This is a genomic window from Citrobacter sp. RHBSTW-01044, assembly GCF_013781945.1.
Taxonomy (GTDB): Bacteria; Pseudomonadota; Gammaproteobacteria; order Enterobacterales; family Enterobacteriaceae; genus Citrobacter; species Citrobacter braakii.
In genome coordinates, this window is record NZ_CP056180.1 from 530,548 (window position 1) to 552,923 (window position 22,376).

The 22,376-nt window shown below is 52.6% G+C and carries 22 protein-coding genes and 2 pseudogenes; 10 read left to right on the top strand and 14 right to left on the bottom strand.

All coding sequences use genetic code 11. The features are described 5' to 3' along the window. Window positions 1-47 precede the first annotated feature (47 nt). The 5 genes from pnp to mtr all read left to right on the top strand — a co-directional run bounded on the left by pnp (window position 48) and on the right by mtr (window position 6,683). Window positions 48-2,180: a polyribonucleotide nucleotidyltransferase gene (gene pnp / locus HV352_RS02625; RefSeq protein WP_008785911.1), complete on the top strand. Its 2,133-nt coding sequence runs from the start codon at window positions 48-50 to the stop codon at window positions 2,178-2,180. A 109-nt stretch (window positions 2,181-2,289) separates the two neighbouring features. Beyond that, on the top strand, window positions 2,290-3,174 hold the full coding sequence (gene nlpI, locus HV352_RS02630; protein WP_003024982.1) for a lipoprotein NlpI: 885 nt from the start codon (window positions 2,290-2,292) through the stop codon (window positions 3,172-3,174). Between the two features lie 106 nt (window positions 3,175-3,280). After that, window positions 3,281-3,361, top strand: coding sequence for a protein YrbN (gene yrbN / locus HV352_RS02635; RefSeq protein WP_010723222.1), 81 nt, complete (start codon window positions 3,281-3,283; stop codon window positions 3,359-3,361). Then, on the top strand, window positions 3,354-5,285 hold the full coding sequence (locus HV352_RS02640) for a DEAD/DEAH family ATP-dependent RNA helicase (protein WP_016157565.1): 1,932 nt from the start codon (window positions 3,354-3,356) through the stop codon (window positions 5,283-5,285). The genes yrbN and HV352_RS02640 overlap by 8 nt, the downstream gene beginning before the upstream one ends. 153 nt (window positions 5,286-5,438) lie before the next feature. Then, window positions 5,439-6,683, top strand: a complete 1,245-nt coding sequence (mtr, locus tag HV352_RS02645) for a tryptophan permease (protein WP_016154664.1) — start codon at window positions 5,439-5,441, stop codon at window positions 6,681-6,683. Between the two features lie 89 nt (window positions 6,684-6,772). On the opposite strand, the gene HV352_RS02650 is transcribed toward mtr, so the two are convergent. The 3 genes from HV352_RS02650 to HV352_RS02660 all read right to left on the bottom strand — a co-directional run bounded on the left by HV352_RS02650 (window position 6,773) and on the right by HV352_RS02660 (window position 9,743). Continuing rightward, window positions 6,773-7,780 carry a luciferase-like monooxygenase gene (locus tag HV352_RS02650; protein WP_080859546.1) on the bottom strand — a complete coding sequence of 336 codons (1,008 nt, stop codon included), beginning with the start codon at window positions 7,778-7,780 and terminating at the stop codon, window positions 6,773-6,775. An 80-nt stretch (window positions 7,781-7,860) separates the two neighbouring features. Further along, window positions 7,861-8,739 (bottom strand): U32 family peptidase, encoded by an 879-nt coding sequence (locus HV352_RS02655; protein WP_137380255.1) that lies wholly within the window; start codon window positions 8,737-8,739, stop codon window positions 7,861-7,863. A gap of 8 nt (window positions 8,740-8,747) precedes the next feature. After that, window positions 8,748-9,743 (bottom strand): peptidase U32 family protein, encoded by a 996-nt coding sequence (locus HV352_RS02660; protein WP_016154661.1) that lies wholly within the window; start codon window positions 9,741-9,743, stop codon window positions 8,748-8,750. Window positions 9,744-9,962: 219 nt separating this feature from the next. Here HV352_RS02660 and HV352_RS02665 point away from each other — a divergent pair, with 219 nt between their 5' ends. Beyond that, the gene (locus HV352_RS02665) at window positions 9,963-10,487 is read left to right on the top strand and encodes an SCP2 domain-containing protein (protein ID WP_016154660.1); all 525 of its coding nucleotides are present in this window, start codon (window positions 9,963-9,965) and stop codon (window positions 10,485-10,487) included. Continuing rightward, a complete protein-coding gene (locus HV352_RS02670) occupies window positions 10,481-10,984 on the top strand; it encodes an N-acetyltransferase (RefSeq protein WP_016154659.1) in 504 nt (167 codons plus the stop codon). The genes HV352_RS02665 and HV352_RS02670 overlap by 7 nt, the downstream gene beginning before the upstream one ends. On the opposite strand, the pseudogene HV352_RS02675 reads toward HV352_RS02670, so the two are convergent. Beyond that, window positions 10,971-11,280 (bottom strand): annotated as a pseudogene (locus HV352_RS02675) (GIY-YIG nuclease family protein). The gene HV352_RS02670 and the pseudogene HV352_RS02675 sit on opposite strands and share 14 nt — an antisense overlap. Window positions 11,281-11,323: 43 nt before the next feature. Here HV352_RS02675 and HV352_RS02680 point away from each other — a divergent pair. Together HV352_RS02680 and HV352_RS02685 are read left to right on the top strand one after the other, a co-directional pair. Continuing rightward, window positions 11,324-11,752, top strand: coding sequence for a YhbP family protein (locus HV352_RS02680; RefSeq protein WP_016157562.1), 429 nt, complete (start codon window positions 11,324-11,326; stop codon window positions 11,750-11,752). Between the two features lie 37 nt (window positions 11,753-11,789). Next, window positions 11,790-12,425 carry an NAD(P)H-binding protein gene (locus HV352_RS02685; protein WP_016154656.1) on the top strand — a complete coding sequence of 212 codons (636 nt, stop codon included), beginning with the start codon at window positions 11,790-11,792 and terminating at the stop codon, window positions 12,423-12,425. Between the two features lie 49 nt (window positions 12,426-12,474). Here HV352_RS02685 and dolP read toward each other — a convergent pair whose 3' ends face one another. The 4 genes from dolP to HV352_RS02705 are packed head-to-tail and all read right to left on the bottom strand — an operon-like array spanning window position 12,475 to window position 16,089. Continuing rightward, entirely contained in the window at window positions 12,475-13,050 is a 576-nt protein-coding gene (gene dolP, locus HV352_RS02690; RefSeq protein WP_003024954.1) for a division/outer membrane stress-associated lipid-binding lipoprotein, read from the bottom strand. A 9-nt stretch (window positions 13,051-13,059) separates the two neighbouring features. After that, window positions 13,060-13,650 carry a DnaA initiator-associating protein DiaA gene (diaA, locus tag HV352_RS02695; protein WP_003024948.1) on the bottom strand — a complete coding sequence of 197 codons (591 nt, stop codon included), beginning with the start codon at window positions 13,648-13,650 and terminating at the stop codon, window positions 13,060-13,062. A 34-nt stretch (window positions 13,651-13,684) separates the two neighbouring features. Continuing rightward, window positions 13,685-14,080 carry a YraN family protein gene (locus HV352_RS02700; RefSeq protein WP_016157561.1) on the bottom strand — a complete coding sequence of 132 codons (396 nt, stop codon included), beginning with the start codon at window positions 14,078-14,080 and terminating at the stop codon, window positions 13,685-13,687. Next, window positions 14,038-16,089: a penicillin-binding protein activator gene (locus HV352_RS02705; protein WP_046275524.1), complete on the bottom strand. Its 2,052-nt coding sequence runs from the start codon at window positions 16,087-16,089 to the stop codon at window positions 14,038-14,040. Before HV352_RS02705 ends, HV352_RS02700 begins: the two co-directional genes overlap by 43 nt. A 63-nt stretch (window positions 16,090-16,152) precedes the next feature. On the opposite strand from HV352_RS02705, the gene rsmI reads away from it, so the two are divergent. Next, the gene (rsmI, locus tag HV352_RS02710) at window positions 16,153-17,016 is read left to right on the top strand and encodes a 16S rRNA (cytidine(1402)-2'-O)-methyltransferase (protein WP_016154652.1); all 864 of its coding nucleotides are present in this window, start codon (window positions 16,153-16,155) and stop codon (window positions 17,014-17,016) included. A gap of 137 nt (window positions 17,017-17,153) precedes the next feature. Here the strand turns inward: rsmI and HV352_RS02715 are convergent, their stop codons facing one another. The 6 genes and pseudogenes from HV352_RS02715 to HV352_RS02740 form a co-directional block, all read right to left on the bottom strand. Then, window positions 17,154-17,873, bottom strand: a complete 720-nt coding sequence (locus HV352_RS02715) for a galactosamine-6-phosphate isomerase (RefSeq protein WP_016157559.1) — start codon at window positions 17,871-17,873, stop codon at window positions 17,154-17,156. A gap of 53 nt (window positions 17,874-17,926) precedes the next feature. Beyond that, window positions 17,927-18,718: pseudogene (gene agaD / locus HV352_RS02720) on the bottom strand (PTS galactosamine transporter subunit IID). Further along, the gene (gene agaC, locus HV352_RS02725) at window positions 18,708-19,508 is read right to left on the bottom strand and encodes a PTS galactosamine transporter subunit IIC (RefSeq protein ID WP_016157557.1); all 801 of its coding nucleotides are present in this window, start codon (window positions 19,506-19,508) and stop codon (window positions 18,708-18,710) included. Before agaC ends, agaD begins: the two are co-directional and overlap by 11 nt. A gap of 54 nt (window positions 19,509-19,562) precedes the next feature. Beyond that, window positions 19,563-20,039: a PTS galactosamine transporter subunit IIB gene (gene agaB, locus HV352_RS02730; RefSeq protein ID WP_016157556.1), complete on the bottom strand. Its 477-nt coding sequence runs from the start codon at window positions 20,037-20,039 to the stop codon at window positions 19,563-19,565. A 185-nt stretch (window positions 20,040-20,224) separates the two neighbouring features. Continuing rightward, window positions 20,225-21,100, bottom strand: coding sequence for a tagatose-bisphosphate aldolase subunit KbaY (kbaY, locus tag HV352_RS02735; RefSeq protein ID WP_016157555.1), 876 nt, complete (start codon window positions 21,098-21,100; stop codon window positions 20,225-20,227). Window positions 21,101-21,112: 12 nt separating this feature from the next. Then, entirely contained in the window at window positions 21,113-22,267 is a 1,155-nt protein-coding gene (locus tag HV352_RS02740; protein ID WP_137379509.1) for an AgaS family sugar isomerase, read from the bottom strand. Window positions 22,268-22,376: the final 109 nt, after the last annotated feature.

The window sequence follows — 22,376 nt, forward strand, 5'->3', positions numbered from 1 at the left end:
CGATGGCGCAAAAATGTGCCGTCAAAAAATAGAGAAAGGATATTAATTTGCTTAATCCGATCGTTCGTAAATTCCAGTACGGTCAGCATACCGTTACGCTGGAAACCGGCATGATGGCGCGTCAGGCGACTGCCGCTGTTATGGTTAGCATGGATGACACTGCGGTATTCGTTACCGTTGTTGGCCAGAAAAAAGCGAAACCAGGCCAGGACTTTTTCCCACTGACCGTTAACTATCAGGAGCGTACCTACGCTGCTGGCCGTATCCCGGGTAGCTTCTTCCGTCGTGAAGGCCGTCCGAGTGAAGGCGAAACTCTGATCGCGCGTCTGATTGACCGCCCGGTTCGCCCGCTGTTCCCGGAAGGCTTCGTTAACGAAGTTCAGGTTATCGCGACCGTTGTTTCCGTTAACCCGCAGGTTAACCCGGATATCGTGGCAATGATTGGTGCATCTGCTGCGCTGACTCTGTCTGGTATCCCGTTCAACGGCCCGATCGGTGCTGCACGTGTTGGTTACATCAATGACCAGTACGTACTGAACCCGACTCAGGACGAACTGAAAGAAAGCAAGCTGGACTTGGTTGTTGCTGGTACTGAAGCTGCCGTACTGATGGTTGAATCCGAAGCTGAACTGCTGAGCGAAGACCAGATGCTGGGCGCTGTAGTATTCGGCCACGAACAGCAGCAGGTTGTTATTCAGGCTATCAACGAGCTGGCGAAAGAAGCTGGCAAACCGCGTTGGGACTGGCAGCCAGAAGCCGTCAACGAAGCGCTGAACGCACGCGTTGCCGCACTGGCAGAAGCTCGCCTGAGCGATGCTTACCGTATCACCGACAAACAAGAGCGTTACGCTCAGGTTGACGTGATCAAATCTGAAACCATCGCGACTCTGGTGGCTGAAGACGAAACCCTGGACGCTAACGAACTGGGTGAAATCCTGCACGCTATCGAGAAAAATGTTGTTCGCAGCCGCGTACTGGCAGGCGAGCCGCGTATCGATGGTCGTGAAAAAGACATGATCCGTGGTCTGGACGTGCGTACTGGTGTTCTGCCGCGTACCCACGGTTCCGCACTGTTCACCCGTGGCGAAACTCAGGCGCTGGTTACTGCGACCCTGGGCACCACTCGTGATGCGCAGAACCTTGACGAGCTGATGGGCGAGCGTACTGACAACTTCCTGTTCCACTACAACTTCCCTCCGTACTGCGTAGGTGAAACCGGTATGGTCGGTTCTCCGAAGCGTCGTGAGATTGGTCACGGTCGTCTGGCGAAGCGTGGCGTACTGGCAGTGATGCCGGAACTGGATAAATTCCCGTACACCGTACGTGTGGTTTCTGAAATCACCGAATCTAACGGTTCTTCTTCCATGGCTTCCGTATGTGGTGCTTCTCTGGCGCTGATGGACGCAGGCGTGCCGATCAAAGCTGCCGTTGCGGGTATCGCGATGGGTCTGGTGAAAGAAGGCGACAACTTTGTTGTTCTGTCTGACATCCTGGGCGACGAAGACCACCTGGGCGATATGGACTTCAAAGTGGCGGGTTCCCGCGACGGTATCTCTGCACTGCAGATGGATATCAAAATTGAAGGTATCACCAAAGAGATCATGCAGGTTGCTCTGAACCAGGCTAAAGGTGCGCGTCTGCACATCCTGGGTGTGATGGAACAAGCGATCAACGCACCGCGTGGTGACATTTCTCAGTTCGCTCCGCGTATCCACACCATCAAGATCAGCCCGGACAAGATCAAAGACGTTATCGGTAAAGGCGGTTCTGTTATCCGTGCTCTGACCGAAGAAACCGGCACCACCATTGAAATTGAAGATGATGGTACTGTGAAGATTGCTGCGACCGACGGCGAGAAAGCGAAATATGCTATCCGTCGTATCGAAGAGATCACCGCAGAGATCGAAGTAGGCCGTATCTACAATGGTAAAGTGACCCGTATCGTTGACTTTGGCGCATTCGTTGCCATTGGTGGCGGTAAAGAAGGTCTGGTACACATCTCTCAGATCGCTGACAAACGCGTTGAGAAAGTGACCGATTACCTGCAGATGGGCCAGGAAGTACCGGTCAAAGTTCTGGAAGTAGATCGCCAGGGCCGTGTACGTCTGAGCATTAAAGAAGCAACTGAGCAGTCTCAGCCTGCAGGCGAACCGGAAGCTCCGGCAAGCCAGGGCGAGTAAGGTTGCCATTGCCCTCCGTGAAAGCGGAGGGCTTTTAACCCGGCAGGACGCCTTGTTAGCAACCGGGGAACCTGGACGTTCATTCAATCGTTGTCTTCGGGAGTGGGAAATGAAGCCTTTTTTGCGCTGGTGTTTCGTTGCGACAGCACTCACGCTGGCTGGATGCAGTAATTCCGCCTGGCGTAAGAGTGAAGTCCTCGCAGTACCATTGCAACCGACTTTGCAGCAGGAAGTGATTCTGGCACGTATGGAACAAATTCTTGCCAGTCGGGCTTTAACCGATGACGAACGCGCACAGCTTTTATATGAGCGCGGAGTGTTGTATGATAGTCTCGGTCTGAGGGCACTGGCGCGAAATGATTTTTCACAAGCGCTGGCAATCCGACCAGATATGCCTGAAGTATTCAATTACTTAGGTATATATTTAACGCAGGCAGGCAATTTTGATGCTGCCTATGAAGCGTTTGATTCTGTACTTGAGCTTGATCCAACTTACAACTACGCGCACTTAAATCGCGGTATCGCATTGTATTACGGCGGTCGCGACAAGTTAGCGCAAGATGATCTGCTAGCGTTTTATCAAGACGATCCCAATGATCCTTTCCGTAGTCTGTGGCTTTATCTCGCCGAGCAGAAGCTCGATGAGAAGCAGGCTAAAGAAGCGTTAAAGCAACGCTTTGAGAAATCGGATAAAGAGCAATGGGGATGGAACATTGTCGAGTTCTACCTGGGCAACATTAGCGAAGCAACGCTGATGGAACGCCTAAAGGCGGACGCAACGGATAACACCTCGCTCGCTGAGCATCTCAGTGAAACCAACTTCTATTTAGGTAAGTACTACCTAAGTCTGGGGGATTTGGACAACGCTACGGCATTGTTCAAACTGGCGGTGGCTAACAACGTTCATAACTTTGTTGAGCACCGATACGCATTGTTGGAATTATCGCTCCTGGGCCAGGACCAAGATGACCTGGCAGAATCGGACCAGCAATAGCTGACGTACACATCAGCCCGTAATCTTTTTTGATTGCCATCACCTTCACGGGTGAGGGCGTTGTTGTTCGTTAATACACCTACTTTGAGCCGGTTCACACTTTTCAATGAAAATTGCAGATCAATTTCATGATGAGTTATGTAGACTGGCCGCCATTAATTTTGAGGCACACGTACTACATGGCTGAATTCGAAACCACTTTTGCAGATCTGGGCCTGAAGGCTCCTATCCTTGAAGCCCTTACCGATCTGGGTTACGAAAAACCATCTCCAATCCAGGCAGAGTGCATTCCGCATCTGCTGGGCGGCCGCGATGTTCTGGGTATGGCCCAGACGGGTAGCGGCAAAACTGCAGCGTTCTCTTTACCGCTGCTCAACAATCTTGATCCTGAGCTGAAGGCACCTCAGATTCTGGTGCTGGCACCGACCCGCGAACTGGCGGTTCAGGTTGCAGAAGCCATGACGGATTTTTCTAAACACATGCGCGGCGTGAACGTGGTTGCCCTGTACGGCGGCCAGCGTTATGACGTGCAATTACGTGCCCTGCGTCAGGGACCACAGATCGTTGTCGGTACGCCGGGCCGTCTGCTGGATCACCTGAAGCGCGGTACTCTGGACCTCTCCAAACTGAGCGGTCTGGTACTGGACGAAGCTGATGAAATGCTGCGTATGGGCTTCATCGAAGACGTTGAAACCATCATGGCGCAGATCCCGGAAGGTCATCAGACCGCTCTGTTCTCCGCGACTATGCCGGAAGCGATTCGTCGTATTACCCGCCGCTTTATGAAAGAGCCGCAGGAAGTACGCATTCAGTCCAGCGTAACTACCCGTCCTGACATCAGCCAGAGCTATTGGACCGTCTGGGGCATGCGTAAAAATGAAGCGCTGGTGCGTTTCTTGGAAGCAGAAGACTTTGATGCGGCGATTATCTTCGTTCGTACCAAAAATGCGACCCTGGAAGTGGCTGAAGCGCTGGAGCGTAGCGGTTATAGCAGCGCTGCACTGAACGGCGACATGAACCAGTCCCTGCGTGAGCAGACTCTGGAGCGTCTGAAAGATGGCCGTCTGGATATTCTGATTGCTACCGACGTTGCGGCCCGTGGCCTGGACGTTGAGCGTATCAGCCTGGTTGTTAACTACGACATCCCGATGGATTCCGAATCTTACGTTCACCGTATCGGCCGTACCGGTCGTGCGGGCCGTGCGGGTCGTGCGCTGCTGTTCGTTGAGAACCGTGAGCGTCGTCTGCTGCGTAACATCGAACGCACCATGAAGCTGACTATTCCGGAAGTAGAACTGCCGAACGCAGACCTGCTGGGCAAACGCCGTCTGGAAAAATTCGCCGCTAAAGTACAGCAGCAGCTGGAAAGCAGCGATCTGGATCAGTACCGTGCTCTGCTGGCGAAAATGCAGCCGGAAGAAGAACTGGATATCGAAACGCTGGCAGCCGCACTGCTGAAAATGGCTCAGGGCGAACGTCCGCTGATCCTGCCGCCAGATGCGCCGATGCGTCCGAAACGCGAATTCCGCGACCGTGACGATCGTGGTCCGCGTGACCGCAACGATCGTGGCCCGCGTGGTGACCGTAATGACCGTGGTGGTGAAGACCGTCCGCGTCGTGAACGTCGTGACGTTGGCGATATGCAGCTGTACCGCATTGAAGTGGGCCGTGATGACGGTGTTGAAGTCCGTCATATCGTTGGTGCGATTGCTAACGAAGGCGATATCAGCAGCCGTTACATCGGTAACATCAAGCTGTTTGCTTCCCACTCAACCATCGAGCTGCCGAAAGGTATGCCGGGCGACGTGCTGCAGCACTTTACCCGTACTCGCATCCTGAACAAGCCGATGAACATGCAGCTGGTTGGCGATGCAGTTCCGCACACCGGTGGTGAGCGTCGTGGCGGTGGCCGTTTCAGCGGTGAGCGTCGTGAAGGTGGTCGTGGCGAAGGTCGTGGTTTCAGCGGTGAGCGTCGTGAAGGCGGTCGTAGCGAAGGTCGTCGTTTCAGCGGCGAACGTCGTGAAGGCAACCGCGGTCCGCGTCGTGACGATTCTTCTGCTCCGCGTCGTGATGATTCCGCTGGTCGTCGTCGTTTCGGCGGTGATGCGTAATCCATGCGAAATTACGGTTTAATACCGTAAAGTAAAATATACAGCCCCGATCTCAACAATCGGGGCTTTTTTTATTTCATTTGTACTCGCGTACTGGTACAGTGCAGCACATTGAAATGTAGTCACAATATAAATGACTGGAGAGATGGCTAAATGGCAACACTAACCACCACCCAAACGTCACCTTCGCTGCTTGGCGGCGTGGTGATCATCGGCGGCACCATTATTGGCGCGGGGATGTTTTCTCTGCCAGTGGTCATGTCCGGGGCGTGGTTCTTCTGGTCAATGGCGGCGCTGATCTTCACCTGGTTTTGTATGCTGCACTCCGGGCTGATGATCCTTGAAGCTAACCTCAATTACCGCATTGGTTCCAGCTTTGACACCATCACGAAAGATCTGCTGGGCAAAGGCTGGAACGTTGTGAACGGCATCTCGATTGCTTTCGTTCTCTATATCCTTACCTATGCGTATATCTCGGCGAGTGGTTCGATCCTGCATCACACCTTCTCGGAGATGTCGCTGAACGTTCCGGCGCGCGCGGCGGGTCTTGGTTTTGCGCTGCTGGTGGCGTTCGTGGTGTGGTTAAGCACCAAAGCGGTTAGCCGCATGACGGCGATTGTGCTGGGCGCGAAGGTGATTACTTTTTTCCTGACCTTCGGCAGTCTGCTGGGGCATGTTACGCCTACTACGCTGTTTAACGTGGCGCAGAGCAACGCTTCGTATACTCCGTACCTGCTGATGACGTTACCGTTCTGCCTGGCCTCATTCGGCTATCACGGCAACGTCCCGAGCCTGATGAAGTATTACGGCAAAGATCCGAAGACCATCGTTAAGTGCCTGGTGTACGGCACGCTGCTGGCGCTGGTGCTGTATACCGTATGGTTGCTGGGGACGATGGGTAACATCCCGCGTCCGGAATTTATCGGTATTGCGCAGCAGGGCGGTAACATTGATGTGCTGGTACAGGCGCTGAGCGGCGTGCTGAACAGCCGCAGTCTGGATCTGCTGCTGGTGGTGTTCTCCAACTTTGCTGTGGCGAGTTCATTCCTCGGGGTCACGCTCGGTCTGTTTGACTATTTGGCGGATCTGTTTGGCTTTGATGACTCGGCAATGGGACGTTTTAAAACGGCATTGCTGACGTTTGTCCCGCCGATTGTCGGTGGCCTGCTGTGGCCGAACGGTTTCCTGTACGCCATTGGCTATGCAGGGCTTGCCGCGACCATCTGGGCCGCCATTGTTCCGGCGCTGCTGGCCCGTAAATCTCGCGAGCGTTTCGGCAGCCCGAAATTCCGTGTCTGGGGCGGCAAGCCGATGATTGCGCTGATCCTGGTATTCGGTATCGGCAACGCGGTTATCCATATTCTGTCGAGCGTGAATTTGTTGCCTGTGTACCAGTAACCTTTTAGTGCCGGATGGCGGTTGCGCCTTATCCGGCCTATACGATCTCGTAAGCCCGGTAAGCGAAGCGCCACCGGGCAAAACAACGATTACCCCACCAACTCTTCTTTCACCTGCATCGTCAGGTCAAACGAATGTAGCCGTGCCTGATGATCAAAAATCTGGCCGTTAACCATAATTTCATCGGCCTGGGTTTCACGCAAAATGGCGTCGAGACCGTGTCGCACTTTCGCCTTATCACCAACCAGCGACATGCTCAGAGCCTGTTGTACGCCGTACTGCTCGGAAGCGGACCACAGCTGATGCATATTCTCTACCGGTGGCGGTAGCTGGCCGGTTTCGCCACGACGCAGTTTCACAAACGCCTGCTGCATTGAGGTGAAAAGAAATTCGGCATCGCGGTTGCTGTCGGCGGCAATGATGTTGATGCACACCATCGCATACGGCTTTGCCAGCCGTGCTGAGGGCTTGAACTGGGTGCGATACAGATGCAGCGCCTGATGCAACATATCCGGAGCAAAGTGCGAGGCGAAGGCAAATGGCAGGCCGAGCTGGGCTGCCAGCTGTGCGCTGTACAGGCTGGAGCCTAATAACCAGACCGGGATCTGCTCGCCGTAGCCGGGAACCGGGCGTACATGAGGATTTGGATCGCGGGCGTCGAACCAGTCCACCAGTTCAGCTACGTCGCGCGGGAAGTTATCGATATCACCACTCATATGGCGGCGCAACGCGCGCATGGTCGGTTGGTCGCTACCCGGCGCGCGGCCAAGCCCGAGATCGATTCGTCCCGGATACAGCGTATTCAGGGTACCGAACTGCTCGGCGATCACCAGCGGCGAATGGTTGGGCAGCATAACGCCGCCAGAACCAAGATGCAGCGTGGTGGTATTGGCAGCCAGATAGCCAATCAGCACAGAGGTCGCCGCGCTGGCGATGCCGGTCATGTTGTGATGTTCTGCCAGCCAGTAGCGGTGGTAGCCGCGCTTTTCAGCCAGTCGAGCGAGATCAAGCGAGTGTGTGAAGGCCTCTTTTGCCGAAGATCCTTCAGGGATCGGCGCCAGATCCAGCACCGAGAACGGAATAGTTTTGTCAGTCATAACGGCTCACTTTGTTACCGGTTAATCTTTTAATACTGCATTAAAGATTAGCGAATGTTGTTAACAAAGTGAGCTATTAATCACGGCTGTAGTTCAAGACCTGCCAGCCGTTTCCAGTAGCCGTTGCAGTCGCTGTGGGCAGCAAGCGGTAATGGGGCAGTGCCATTTTCATTGTCGCGGAAGGCATCGAGCATAGCGAACGTGTCGCTGCCTGAAGGGGACAGACGCACAATATCAACCAGACCCTGCATCGATGTCAGCTCGTTGCCGAGGTTGTAAACATAGCCGCTCATAGTCTGGATGCCGTTGAGGACAAAGACCTGCTGATTCTCCTGCGACAGCACATCGCGCCCATTCGGGTATTTGATGCAGCAGGTTTCACACTCGTCTTTTGGACGGTCTTCAGAGCGTGCGGTAAAGCAGCGGGCAGAGTACGCCAGCGGCAGATGCCCGTAGCTCAGCACCTCTACTTCAAACTGATTGCGAATACCCAGCTCTTCACACTGGTTAAGCAGATTGACCAGCCAGTCACGGGACAGTTCTACCGGCATACACCAGCGCACCATGCCCTGCCTGAGCAGCAAACGCAGGGTTACCGCGTTGTAGCAGTTGAGTGCATGCCCGGCGACAAACGGCAGCTTACGCTCGGCACACATGTTTACCACGCCGAGATCGCTGGCTTCCAGCAGGAAGTCGCCGTTTTCGACATAGCGCTTCAGCTCTCCCAGTTCAGAGGAGGCCTGCACCAGCGCCAGCGTTGACAGCACCACCTGTTTACCGCTGCCAGCGAGCGATTTCGCCATATCGATCCAGTCGCCTACTTTGGTGGCGCGGCGTTTACTGCACACCGCTTCGCCAAGATAGATAACGTCGGCCTGGCTGGTGGCGGCCTGCTGATAAAAATCTTCCAGCGTTTCTTTCGGCCAGTACCACAGCACCGGCCCTAAGGAATATTTCATTGCTTCTCTCACTGCCATTTACGGTGATACGCGCCAAGCGTGGTCTGCGTGCCTTCGGACATTGAACCGAGCGTTTCCATCCACGCGGCCTGTGGGGCGTAGTTTTGCGGGTCGGCCATACAGCGGTCGATCGCCTGGCGCCACACTTTCGCCACCTGGCTGACGTAGGCCGGGCTACGCTGACGCCCTTCGATTTTCACCGAGGCAATATTGGCCGCCAGCAGTTCTGGCAGCAGCTCCAGCGTATTCAGGCTGGTGGGTTCTTCCAGCGCATGATAGCGCTCGCCATCAACCAGATAGCGGCCTTTACACAGCGTCGGATAACCGGCGTTTTCTCCGTCCTGATAGCGGTCGATCAGCACTTCATTAAGACGGGATTCCAGCCCTTGTTGGGTCTGCTGCCAGCGAACAAAACGGGCAGGAGAGCAGGCGCCAACCGTATTAGGAGACTCGCCCGTCAGATAGGATGAAAGATAGCAGCGGCCTTCCGCCATAATGCACAGACTGCCAAAGGCGAACACTTCCAGGGGAACTGGCGTGACGCGAGCGAGCTGCTTCACCTGGTGAATAGACAGTACGCGCGGCAGTACCACGCGGGCGACATCAAAGTTGCGATGATAGAAATTAATCGCCTCTTCATTGGTTGCAGATGCCTGAACAGAGACATGACGCTCAATATGCGGGTAGCGCTCTGCGGCATACTCAAGCATGGCGAGGTCGGCGAGGATCAGCGCATCCGCACCCAGTTGCGCCGCCATATCTACGGCACGTTGCCAGCGCGCGTAACCATCCGGATGCGCAAAGGTGTTAATCGCGATGTGCAGCTTACGGCGGTGCTGATGGACAAAACTCACCGCTTCCTGCAATTTTTTCTCGGTAAAATTAAGGCCGGCGAAATGACGGGCGTTGGTATCATCTTTCAGCCCGATGTAGACCGCATCAGCGCCGTTCTCGATGGCCGCCTTAAGCGCCGGGAGGTTTCCGGCAGGGCAGAGCAGCTCCATAATTTATCCTGAACGTTGCGCCGTAAAGGGCGCAGAAATGTTAACGAAGAGGGATTTTAGTTAACCTTGCTGAGACAATTTTTGATTTGAGGCAGTTAAAGTCGTATTGGTGATACCAATAAGAGGTAACAATTTCGTAGCGAATTGTTGATTTATGCCGCTATGTCGTTTATTTGATATGGCAAAATAGCAGGATAATTGAAACAGGGAGTAAAGCTCGTGTTGGATAAACTGCGTTCACGCTTAGTACATTTTGGTCCTTCTCTGATGAGTGTACCGGTTAAACTGACGCCCTTTGCGCTGAAGCGCCAGGTTCTGGAGCAGGTCCTGAGCTGGCAGTTTAGTCAGGCGCTGGCCGATGGGGAGCTGGAGTTTCTCGACGGTCGCTGGCTGAGCATTCATGTGCGTGACATTGGCCTTAAATGGTATACCTCTGTTGAGAACGATAAACTTATCGTCAGCCAGAATGCAGAGGCGGATGTGAGTTTTAGCGCGGATGCCAGCGATCTCCTGATGATCGCGGCGCGTAAGCAGGATCCGGATACGCTGTTCTTCCAGCGTCGCCTGGTGATTGAAGGTGATACAGAATTAGGGCTGTATGTAAAAAATCTGATGGACGCCATCGAACTGGATCAGATGCCTAAAGCGTTGCGCGTCATGCTGATGCAGTTGGCGGATTTTGTTGAGGCGGGGATGAAAACGTCGCCAGAAACCAAACAGACTTCGGTAGGTGAGCCATGCTGATTCGAGTTGAAATTCCCATTGATGCCCCAGGTATTGATGCATTGCTGCGTCGTTCATTTGAGAGCGATGCGGAAGCGAAATTAGTGCACGACCTGCGTGAAGACGGTTTCATAACGCTGGGTCTGGTTGCTACCGATGACGAAGGTCAGGTAGTGGGTTACGTCGCGTTCAGCCCTGTCGATGTCCAGGGCGAAGACCTGCAATGGGTAGGCATGGCGCCGCTCGCGGTGGATGAAAACTACCGTGGGCAGGGCCTGGCGCGTCAGCTGGTCTATGAAGGACTCGATTCCCTGAACGAGTTTGGTTACGCCGCGGTGGTTACGCTGGGCGATCCGGCGCTGTACAGCCGCTTTGGTTTTGAGCTGGCTGCCCATCATGACCTGCGTTGCCGCTGGCCGGGCACCGAAAGCGCGTTCCAGGTTCATCGCCTGGCGGAAGATGCGCTGGAGGGTGTGACGGGCCTTGTGGAATACCACGACTACTTCAATCGTTTTTAAGCGCCGGGGGTTTGCAGGCTGCTCAGTAGTGCCTCAAGCCCTTCGCCTTCAACAAGGCGCTCTTTCTGCCGCTTTGTAAGCTGTTTGACGCGATATTCTAAGCGTAGGGCCAGCGAACGGTCGCCGACCTGAGCCGCAAATGCCAACGTGAGTTCCCCCTTTCCGCGCAGCGCCTTCGCGCCTTTCCCACTTTGATGCTGCTTATAGCGGCGCTGCACATCGGTGGTTATTCCGGTGTATAAGGCGTTGTCCGCAGTACGGATCAGGTACAGATACCAGGGTGTCATTGTCACCATCGACGTGATAATTTTCAGGCCTACAGTATAAAAGAGAACAGAAATGGAAACACTGACTGCGGTGACCCGCTGGCTGGCAAAGCAGCACGTCGTGACCTGGTGTGTACATCATGACGGTGAATTATGGTGCGCCAATGCGTTTTACCTGTTTGATGCGCAGAAGATGGTGTTCTATGTGCTGACCGAAGAGAAAACGCGCCATGCGCAGATGTCCGGGCCGCGCGCGCCGATAGCCGGAACGGTAAATGGTCAGCCCAAAACGGTCGCCCTGATTCGTGGCGTACAGTTTAAAGGGGAAATCCGGCGTCTTGAAGGGCAGGAGAGTGAAGCCGCGCGTAACGCCTACAACCGCCGTTTCCCGGTCGCCAGAATGCTGCCTGCGCCCGTGTGGGAGATTCGACTGGATGAAGTCAAATTCACGGACAACACGCTGGGTTTTGGTAAAAAAATGCACTGGCAACGTGATCTATAGTTAATAGAGTGATTAAAGAGTCAGGGGAAGATTAGCGATGAGTCAGGTGTTAATAACAGGCGCAACGGGGCTGGTAGGCGGAAATTTGCTGCGTATGCTGCTCAATGAACCCCGGGTCAATGCCATCACGGCACCGACGCGTCGACCGCTGGCTGATACGGCTGGCGTCTATAATCCCTATGATCCGCAGCTAACCGATGCGCTGGCGCAGGTCACCGATCCGGTAGATATTGTCTTTTGTTGTCTGGGAACCACTCGGCGAGAAGCGGGTAGTAAAGAAGCGTTTATCCATGCTGACTATACGCTGGTGGTGGACACGGCCCTGACGGGGCGTCGGTTGGGCGCTCAGCATATGCTGGTGGTCAGTTCGATGGGTGCCAATGCCAATTCACCGTTTTTTTATAACCGGGTGAAAGGGGAAATGGAGCAGGCGCTGATCGCGCAAAATTGGCCGCGGCTGACGATTGTTCGGCCTTCAATGTTACTCGGAGAACGGGATAAACAGCGGGCGAATGAGAGGTTTTTAGCGCCGTTATTTCGGCTGCTGCCGGGGAACTGGAAGTCGATTGAGGCGCGTGATGTAGCCCGGGCTATGCTGGCGGAGGCACTGGCACCTGGACATGAAGGCGTTTCGATCCTGACCTCTTCCGAACTGCGCGAAAGAGCCAAATAAAATGCCGGAGAGGACGCTCTGGCGTCCCCATCCGGCATTTGTAGCAGTCTTACTTAATAAACGTAAAAGCCGTCGTGACGCGTTTCACGCCGCTTACCCGGCTGGCGATGTCTGCCGCAGCCTTCGCTTCACGTTCAGTTACCAGACCCAACAGGAACACTTCCCCGTTTTCGGTGGTGACTTTTACGTTAGAGGATTTCACCTGATCGCTGGTCAGCAACTGGGAACGTACTTTAGTGGTTATCCAGGTATCGTTAGACGCATCGCCCAGGCCGATTGGCTGACCCTGACGGATCTCGTTAAAGACCTCAGTGGTACCTTCTACGCCCATCGCAATCTGTTTTGCTCGCGCAGACAGTTCGCTATTTGGCGACTGACCGACCAGCAGCACTTTACCCTGATACGCGCTCACGTTGATACGCGCCTCTTTCTTGATCTGGGCATCTTTCGACAACGCGGTATTGACGCGTAATTCCAGGGTTCCGTCATCTACCTGGGTGCCTACACTGCGAGGATCCGTCGCGGCTTTGGTGCCGACAGCAGCAGTTCCGACAACGGCGGCAGCGACACAGCCTTGCAGTAGCAGGGCAGCGATAATCACAGCAAGCGGCGAAAATGCCTTCATGTGTACTCCTTAATCATCCTGGTGAGGGAAAAGCGTGTTATCGATGAGATCGCAAAGGCAGTTGACCGTCAGCATATGCATTTCCTGAACGCGGGCGCTGTGGTGTGAAGGGATACGGATTTCAACATCCTGCGGCCCCAGTAACCCGGCCAGCTCCCCTCCGTCATACCCGGTCAGTGCGACAATTGTCATGTCGCGTGTCACGGCAGCTTCAACGGCTTTTACGATATCGCGGCTATTACCACGCGTAGAGATTGCCAGTAGAACATCACCTGCATGTCCCAGCGCACGGACTTGTTTTGCATAAACTTCGTCGTGCAGGCGATCGTTGGCAATCGCAGTTAAGACCACATTATCAGTATTTAGTGCAATCGCAGGTAAACTTGGGCGTTCTGTTTCAAAACGATTGATCATGCTGGCAGCAAAATGCTGTGCGTTGGCAGCGGACGTCCCATTACCACAACAGAGAATTTTGTTGCCATTGAGCAGGGACTGAACCAGCGTCATGGCTGCACGGGAGATCGCATCCGGAAGTGCTTCAGCCGCAGCTATCTGAGTTTGAATGCTTTCTGTAAAGCAGACTTTAATTCTATCTAACACGCTAATCCTTAAGAACCAGGCTCTGAATCTTCAACTATGAGCGGTCGTTGAACGCGTCCTTAAACCACTCAACATCATTTCCGGTGAAGGCTAACACATCGAACCGGCAATCCACAGTATCAAAACTTCCATTGTGGCGCGCAAGCCACAAGCGGGCAGTCTGTAATAATTTGTGTTGTTTGCTCCGGGTCACACTCGCCGCTGCACCGCCAAACTGGGCTGAGCGCCGATAGCGAACCTCAACAAATACGGTGGTGTTGCCTTCACGCATTATCAGGTCGATTTCGCCGCCACGCTCACGCACGTTGGCGGCGATAAAATGCAGTCCCTTGCTCTGCAGCCAGTCACGCGCGGTGGATTCCCACGCGTCACCGGTCTGTTTACTCGTTAACTGGCGGGGACGACTTGTCCTTGCTGGTATTTGAGCCATGATAACTTCCTGTTAATCACACAATCCTGCGTTGCGGTTAAGGCTCCGGTGTTGCCGTTAATTTCGAAACCCTGCACCTGACGCATTTGCGAGAAGTGGTTGGCAAGCGACCAGGCATCGACGCCCATCGCGTACATACGTGCCAGCGAGTAGTCGTTACGAACCGCGCCCAGCGCCTGCTGCATGAGAGGGGCGTTAGCGCCTGCCAGCATCGGAATTTCGCTGTACTGCAAGCCTTCCATCTCCAGACGGAAATCCGGGCCGGCAGTTCCCTGCGCGCTACGGGAGCTGGCGTACAGCGTGGCACCGCTCTGGCTACCGTTGCGCATGGCGATCATCGGCTTTATAAATGCAATTTCTTCCGGCGTTGCCAGAATATATACGGCATCAACACGACCGCTGCCGCCGGTGATTTGCGCATCGGTAGGCGCTGCCGGGATGGTCAGACCGCCAATCGTCACGCCAGGCTGCGCGGGTACAGAAGAGGCCACCGGGCTACCCGTCAGGGAAATCCCCGAGCCGCCGTTGACGCCCATTTTCAGCTCAGCGGTGGAGCCGAACTTCTGCTGCAGCACCACGCCGCCACCCAGTTTTTGCCACTCCTGTGCAAAGGCGTTGGCAACGCGATCGCCTAACGAACTCCGCGGGATCAACAACAGCGGCGTCTGTTTTCCTTGATCGCGAATGTGGCGTGCTGCGTCGCGCGCTTCATCTTCTGGCGACAGAGCGAAGTAGCAGACGTTCGGCAGGTTTTTCACCGACTCCGGCTGATTAAGCGCCAGGACGTTTAATGGCGTGTTGCTTTTCATCAGCTCTTCAACATTGTTCTTCAACAGTGGGCCAACCACGATGCTGGCGCCATCCTGCTGAACCTGAGTCAGGATCTGATTCAGCGGCTGTGATGACGTGTCGTAGATTTTCAGCTCCGCGGACGGATTCGCTGGTGCGCTGGCGGTTGTTGGCTGCGCAGGCGCTGTTGGTTGTGGAGCTGTAGCTTCTGGCTGTGCTGGCGTCTCGTTGGTCAGATCGCTTACTGACGCCTGAGCCGGGCTGGCAACACCGTCAGTCGTTTGCGGCTGTTCCGTGGTCGTCGCAGCCGCTGTATCCGCAGCAGGCGCGGCAACAGCAGGGTCCGCTACGGGTTGAGTACCCATATTTTTCGCAGCTTCAAAGCCTTGCTGAATAGTACGGCCAAATACAGCGGCCTGACCGTTCAGCGGTAGCAGCAGAGCAATTTTGCTGGTGGAAGCAGGTTTAAAGCTCTGCACGTTAACCAACTGCGTTGGCAACAGTTTTGCCCCCGGGTTTTGTGGATAACGTTTCTGCCAGTCAGCAATACCGGCTTTCATCATGTCTGGATCGTTACGGTTATCGAACCAGACGCGCTGGAGATCTAACCAGCCTTGCAGCACGTTTTCATCCGCATTGATGACCAGCGTCTGCGCTTGCTCCTGGGTCATGGATGACAGCGCCTGCCAGGTGGCATCCATGTTTTTCTGCTTAGCGTTCGCGGCCAGCAGCGGTTCCTGGGCGATCAGGGCGCGCAGTAAAGTCAGCGATGGACGACCCTGGTTGACGTCGATTTGCGCCTGCCAGTATCTCGCCTGCTGGTTTTGATCAAAATCGGCGGGGGTTAGCTTATCCAGCAGGGCCTGTGCGCCAGCGACATCTTTCTGCGCGAGCTTAATTTCGACGGCCAGCAGTGACTGCTCACGACGCTGGGTATCGCTTAGCTTCTGTGGTAGCTGGTTGAACAGCTCGAAAGCCTGCTGGCTCTTGCCTTCTTTCAGCAGTGCACGAATGGCGAGTAATTGCCAGTTGGTCTTGCTATCATCTGAGCTTTGCTGCATTTGTTGCAGATAAAAGCCGGAATCAGCCTGCGCAGTGCCCTGCATATGGGCTGCACTCTGGTCTGGCGCCTGGGTGCCACAGCCTGCGAAAATCAGTGCAGCCAGAATGACTGGTAGCGCGCGTGCGGCTTTCAAACGAGAAAATGTTGAGGGTACCATACTGTATCCAGTGATATTTTTTTACTCAATGCTCAATATTAAATCGGCAATACGGACGACACAATGAAACAACACGAATCGGCGGATAATTCTCAAGGCCAACTCTTTATTGTACCTACTCCTATAGGAAATTTGGCTGATATTACCCAACGAGCGCTCGAAGTTTTACAAGCCGTTGATTTGATTGCCGCTGAAGACACTCGTCATACAGGACTCTTGTTACAACACTTCGCGATTAACGCGCGTTTGTTCGCTTTACATGATCACAACGAGCAGCAAAAGGCCGAAACGCTGGTGGCGAAGCTTAAAGAAGGGCAAAACATTGCGCTGGTTTCCGATGCCGGAACGCCGCTGATTAACGATCCTGGCTACCATCTGGTACGGACCTGTCGCGAAGCAGGGATCCGCGTTGTTCCCCTGCCAGGCCCTTGCGCGGCGATTGCTGCCCTGAGCGCTGCAGGTCTGCCTTCAGACCGCTTTTGCTATGAAGGTTTTCTGCCTGCCAAATCGAAAGGGCGTCGTGATGCGATGAAAGCCATTGAGGCTGAACCGCGTACGCTTATTTTTTATGAATCCACCCACCGTTTGCTGGATAGCCTGGAAGACATGGTTGCCGTCTGGGGCGAATCCCGCTACGTGGTGTTGGCGCGTGAGTTGACCAAAACCTGGGAAACCATTCACGGTGCGCCGGTCGGCGAACTGCTGGCGTGGGTCAAGGAAGATGAAAACCGTCGTAAAGGCGAAATGGTGCTGATTGTCGAAGGACACAAAGCGCAAGAAGACGACCTTCCGGCTGATGCGCTGCGTACGTTGGCCTTATTGCAGGCAGAGCTGCCGCTGAAAAAGGCCGCCGCACTGGCCGCTGAGATCCACGGCGTGAAGAAGAATGCGCTGTATAAGTACGCGCTGGAACAGCAGGGGGAGTAAGAAGGCCTGGATTAATCACCGGCTTGTCGGAAGAAATGTCGGAAGAAATGTCGGAAGAAATCGCTGAAAGCGTTGCAGTTAAAAGGCAAACTGCAACGCGTTGCTGCGTCAGGGGGATGTGGCGGTTGCTGTAAATTTTATTTATCAGGATATTGTGAGCCGTCAATCAGGCAACTGACATTGCGGTGCAACCATAAAAATGAAGCAGGAATAGTAGTAGTAACGGAGGCGGCTAGGTATTTTTCTACCGCATCGTGCTTCCCTTCACCTGCTATCAGCAACAAAATCTCTTTTGCATTCAGGATGTCTTTCAATCCCAGCGTAATGCCGTGAGTCACACGACTACCAGCTGTTTTTAACATGTCATGATGGCGCGTTTTCTCCTCAAGTACGCTGATATGGCAAAACGGCTCCAGGAGCTCTGTGGGTTCATTCAATCCCAAATGGCCATTTTTGCCTATTCCGAGCAGACATAAATCGAGGCCGCCTCGGCTGGCAATAATCTCTGTGATGCGCTCGCATTCCTGCTCGTTAACATTTTCAGATTGAAAACCAACCAACTGTTCAGCTCGTAAACCCAGCGGTTGAGCGATGTGTTGTTGCAGGAAAGATTCACACGTTGCAGGAGAGTTCAACGGAATACCGACCCACTCATCCAATTTCACGAAAACCACTCGATTAAAATCGATATTACGTTGGTTAATTTTCTCGACAAAGTAGCGATATGTGAGAAGGGGGGTGCCTCCTGTTGCCAGACAGATGGTTGCATCAGGTTTATTCTGTATCAGCGTAATTAACTGTTCGCTGGCGCGATCGCTCAATACGTCATAATTGTCGCAATACTGAATATATTGCATTTTTCGAGTCCTTTTGAAGTAGGGTGTTGCAGGCTGCTTCACCCTTATTTCGTTTAAAGTATGCCGAGTGCTGAAGAGATAATTGACAGTACAAACGTCACGCCGATTAACAGTACTGGATGTGCTTTTTTCACCCGCAACAGGTAGTACATCAGTAACGTGTAGCCCATCGGTAAAATATTCGGGAATACTTTATCGAAAAAATCCTGCTGTAATGCCACGCTGTGGGTACTGTCGATTGCAAAAGAAGTTACAACGTTAATGTGCACATAGGATGCGATAAGCCCGCCAATAACTGTGATCCCGAGGATCGTTGCTGAGCGGGCGATCATCTGCGAATTTTCTCGTACTTTGTCGATAGCTTTAACACCTACCGAGTAACCGACATGCGTCTAGCCGACGCGCAAGAAAAAGATCATCAAATAAACGGCGAAAAACAAAATTGGTCCCAGTATGTTTCCCTGGCTGGCGAAAGATGAACAGATCCCCGCCATAATAGGCAGTAAGGTGAACCAGAAAATGGCATCGCCGATCCCGGCGATAGGTCCAAATAGCGCCACTTTCAAGCCTTTAATTGTGTCGCGGTTTTCCCTCTTTTCTTCCATTGAGATCAATAATCCCATTAGAAAACCGACCAGATTAGGATGGGTATTGATAAATTCTAAATGGTCTTTCATCGCCGCGCTTAGACCGGCTTTATCATCCTTATAAATTTTTTTTAGTACCGGGAGCATAGCCCAGGTAAAACCACCTGCCTGCATCCTTTCATAGTTAAAGCTGGCCTGAAGAAATGACGAGCGAAAGCCAAGGCGAGTAATGTCTTTTTTACTGATTTCAGATCCCATTGCTATAGTCCTCTTCTTCATTGTTTTTATTAGTGGCAAGTTGAGCCTGCTGTTTGGCTTTCGCATTGAAAAATTCATATACGGCGAAGCCTGCGCCCAATACGGCGACGGGCAGTAGGTTGTTAACCTGGATGTAGCAGACGAAGAGGAAGCCAGCAATCAGGTAAGGTATGTACTGTGCTTTGAACATCACGCGGAGCAACAAACCAAAACCAACAGCAGGCAAAATGCCCCCCGCCACTTCAAATCCATGTGTTAACCAGGCGGGCATGGCTTTTACCAGTGACTGCATAGCGCCCTGTGCCAGATACGTACACAGGAAGGCGATGATGGCGTATGAAGAAGCAACAATCAGTGTTGTCAGCCAGTTCAGACGCGTAAATGCGCTTGTGTTTGCTTCTCTCGCACAGTTATCGGCTTTTGCCATAAACAGAGAGAATGCTGAGTAAAAGAACAATATTACGTATTGCATTAGAAGGCTGAAGGGCAAACCAAGACCGATGGCTGTTTTGGCATCCACGCCGGTAGACCATGCGATAACAGTGGTCATTAAACCGGCCATTATTGGATTGGGTGGCTGTACGCCTCCTGCGGGGGTTAGGCCAGCAAATGCCAGCTCGGTCAAACCACCTGTTATTAGGCCAATATGAATATCACCCAGAATAGCGCCGGTTAAAGTACATACAATAATCGGTCTGAATAAAAACAAGGCTTCCAGCCAAAAGTCGATTCCAAGAAAGAAAACTAATGCAGCCAGGGATATACCCTGAATAAGGGTTATTTCATGCATATATATCACCTCAAGAAAATAAATCCTTTTATTATGAAAAAGTTGTTTAGCCTTTTAATCAGGAATCTGTTCTTTTTGATCTCCAGGGACATCCTGAATAAAAATATGAACACCCTGTTTTTTTATAAAATGCAGGTCATCAAGATCTTGTTCATTAACGTAAACTTTGCTGCTTATCTGTTTTTTGCCTTCAGAGAAATGCATGTTACCCACATTGACATCGTTCAGTTGAATACCTCCTTCGAGCAATCTTCTTACTGTTTGTGGCGTCCGACAAATAAGAAAAATTTTCTGATGTGGTGCGGCCTTACCGATAACGTTTATGGTTTTATCTATGGAAAAAAAGCGGATGCCAAAACCGTAAGTTTCAGCAGTGATGCTCATTAATTTCTGCTGAATCTCATCTTGAGCAACGTCATCATCAATAACGACCAACAAGTTAGCACCAATTGTGGATGTCCATGTGACACCAACCTGTCCATGTACTAATCGGTTATCAATGCGGGTTAACAGAATTTTTGGACCACTCATATTTTAATCCTCACCATAAAAAGATTGAATTACATAGATTATTGAAATATATTATTATTGCAGTATCAAGTTTGTGAATTTATTCAGCGTAATTTAAACGCTATATATCTCTATTATTCGAATAATGAGTGCTAAAAGACATTATGCAGATAGCACTCAAGAATAAAAAAGAAATATAACGATGGTCACGATAATTCGCGGACAGCCATCAATTTGTTTGCTGAGCCGCATACATTAATTTTGCTACGCACCACTTCTTTCATCGCATCCATACCGACCCGCATATAATAACGGGGATCATTACCTTGTGGATTTTCCGCAAACCACGCTTTGACTGCATCGGCAAAGGCAATCTTCAGCTCGGTAGCAACGTTAACTTTGCACACACCAAGTTCGATCGTGCGGCGGACGTATTCGTCAGGGACATCGCTTGCGCCATGTAGTACCAGTGGAACGTCGACTACTTCACGAATTTCACCCAGCCGTTGGAAATCGATTTTAGGCGTTTTGGTGTAGAGGCCGTGAGCCGTACCAATGGCGACTGCAAGGCTGTCTACGCCGGTACGCTCAACAAACTGTTTGGCTTCTTGTGGATCGGTGAGGAAGGCACTTTCGGCATCCACGCTCATGTCATCTTCAACACCGCCGAGGCGACCTAACTCTGCTTCGACGCTGCAATCTTTGGCATGGCAAAAATCTACGACGGATTTAACCAGTTTCACGTTTTCTTCAAACGGGAAATGGCTGCCGTCGATCATTGCGCTGCGTACTCCTGCATTTACTTTGCGGCGAATATCGTCCAGAGACTCATGATGATCGAGATGTAACGCCAGCGGCATGTCGTAGCTGGTGGAATAAGCGCTGCACAGTGCATAGATCTCTTCCAGTGCAATATGCTTAAAGGTACCTGGGGTTCCGGCGAGGATCACGGGCGATCGCATTTCATTGCATACTTCAAGGATCGCCTGGATCGTCTCGGCGTTGTGAATGTTGAAGGCGGGGACGGCGTAGCCTTTTTTTTGTGCATCCAGCAGGAGATATTTTGTGGAAATAATGCTCATATAACGATCCTTTTAGGCGTTCCAGGGATGAATAACAACGCCCTGTACAACGCGGTTCACAGTGCCGCTGGCAGAAGGCGTATCCGGTGTATTGCCGATGTTAATGGATTGCGTCAAAGCAAAGACCTGGGCGTAAATCAGGAAGCAGAACGCTAATTCCATATCAATGAAAGAGCGTGCTGGCGGCAGCAGAATATGTGGGCCAGCTTCAATCACTTCATGGGTTTGTGCGGCAATTGCGACAACTCGTAGCGCCTGACGATCGCGGCGTAACTCTGCCAATAGATCGAGATCGTACTGACGTGTATAGGGGTGGCTGGAAACAAAAACCACTACCAGCGTTTCGTTATCAACCAGCGACTTTGGACCGTGACGAAAGCCGGTCGGGGAGTCATAAAATGCAGCCAGTTTACCCGCAGTCAGTTCCAGAACTTTCAGTGCCGATTCACGCGCAGCTCCCTGTAATCCACCGCTACCAAGGTAGACGATCCGTTTCCACGGATCATTGCCGAACACACCGTCGCTGAAATCGCCCAGTGAAGTCAGGATCGCCTGGCACCGATCGGCTACGTCGTGGAAGGTCTGACTATTGATTTTCTCTGGGGCGAATACTGCCAGGCAACTGGCCATCATGGTGGTAATGCTGCTGGTCATGGCAAAACCACGGTCATGTGTCTCTGCGGGCATTAACAGAGCAAAGGCATTGTCGCTTGCGACTGCGTTTTGATACAGGCAACCAGCTTCGTTACAGGTGATTGGCAGGTGATAACACTCAGATACAAACTGATTAGCCAGTTCTACTGCAGCAACGCTTTCTGGGCTGTTACCTGAGCGAGCGAAAGAAACTAGCAGCAGTGGATGTGCGGGATTCAGATAATCCATCGGATTGGTGACCAGGTCAGTGGTCGGAACGGCAGTGATGTTTTTTCCGGTGTAGCTTGCCAGCCACGGGGCGATGATGTCGCCAATGAATGCTGAGGTCCCGGCCCCGGTTAGTACGATCCGCAGATCGTTTTTGCGCAACAATGGCGCAAGAAAGCTATCAATGGCGGATCGAATATTGTCGATATTGGTGAGAGAACGGATCCAACTGGCAGGTTGTTGACGGATCTCTTCTTCGGTCCAGGTGCCCGTTACCGCAGTAACAGGGGTATAGGTTTCTGGCATAACTTAAGTCCTTAGTCTTGTAAAATCCACATAAGACGCTGGCGAAAATATCGCTATCTTTCGTTTCGTTTCACTTGCTCATATAATCTATTAATTAAAATCTATAGAA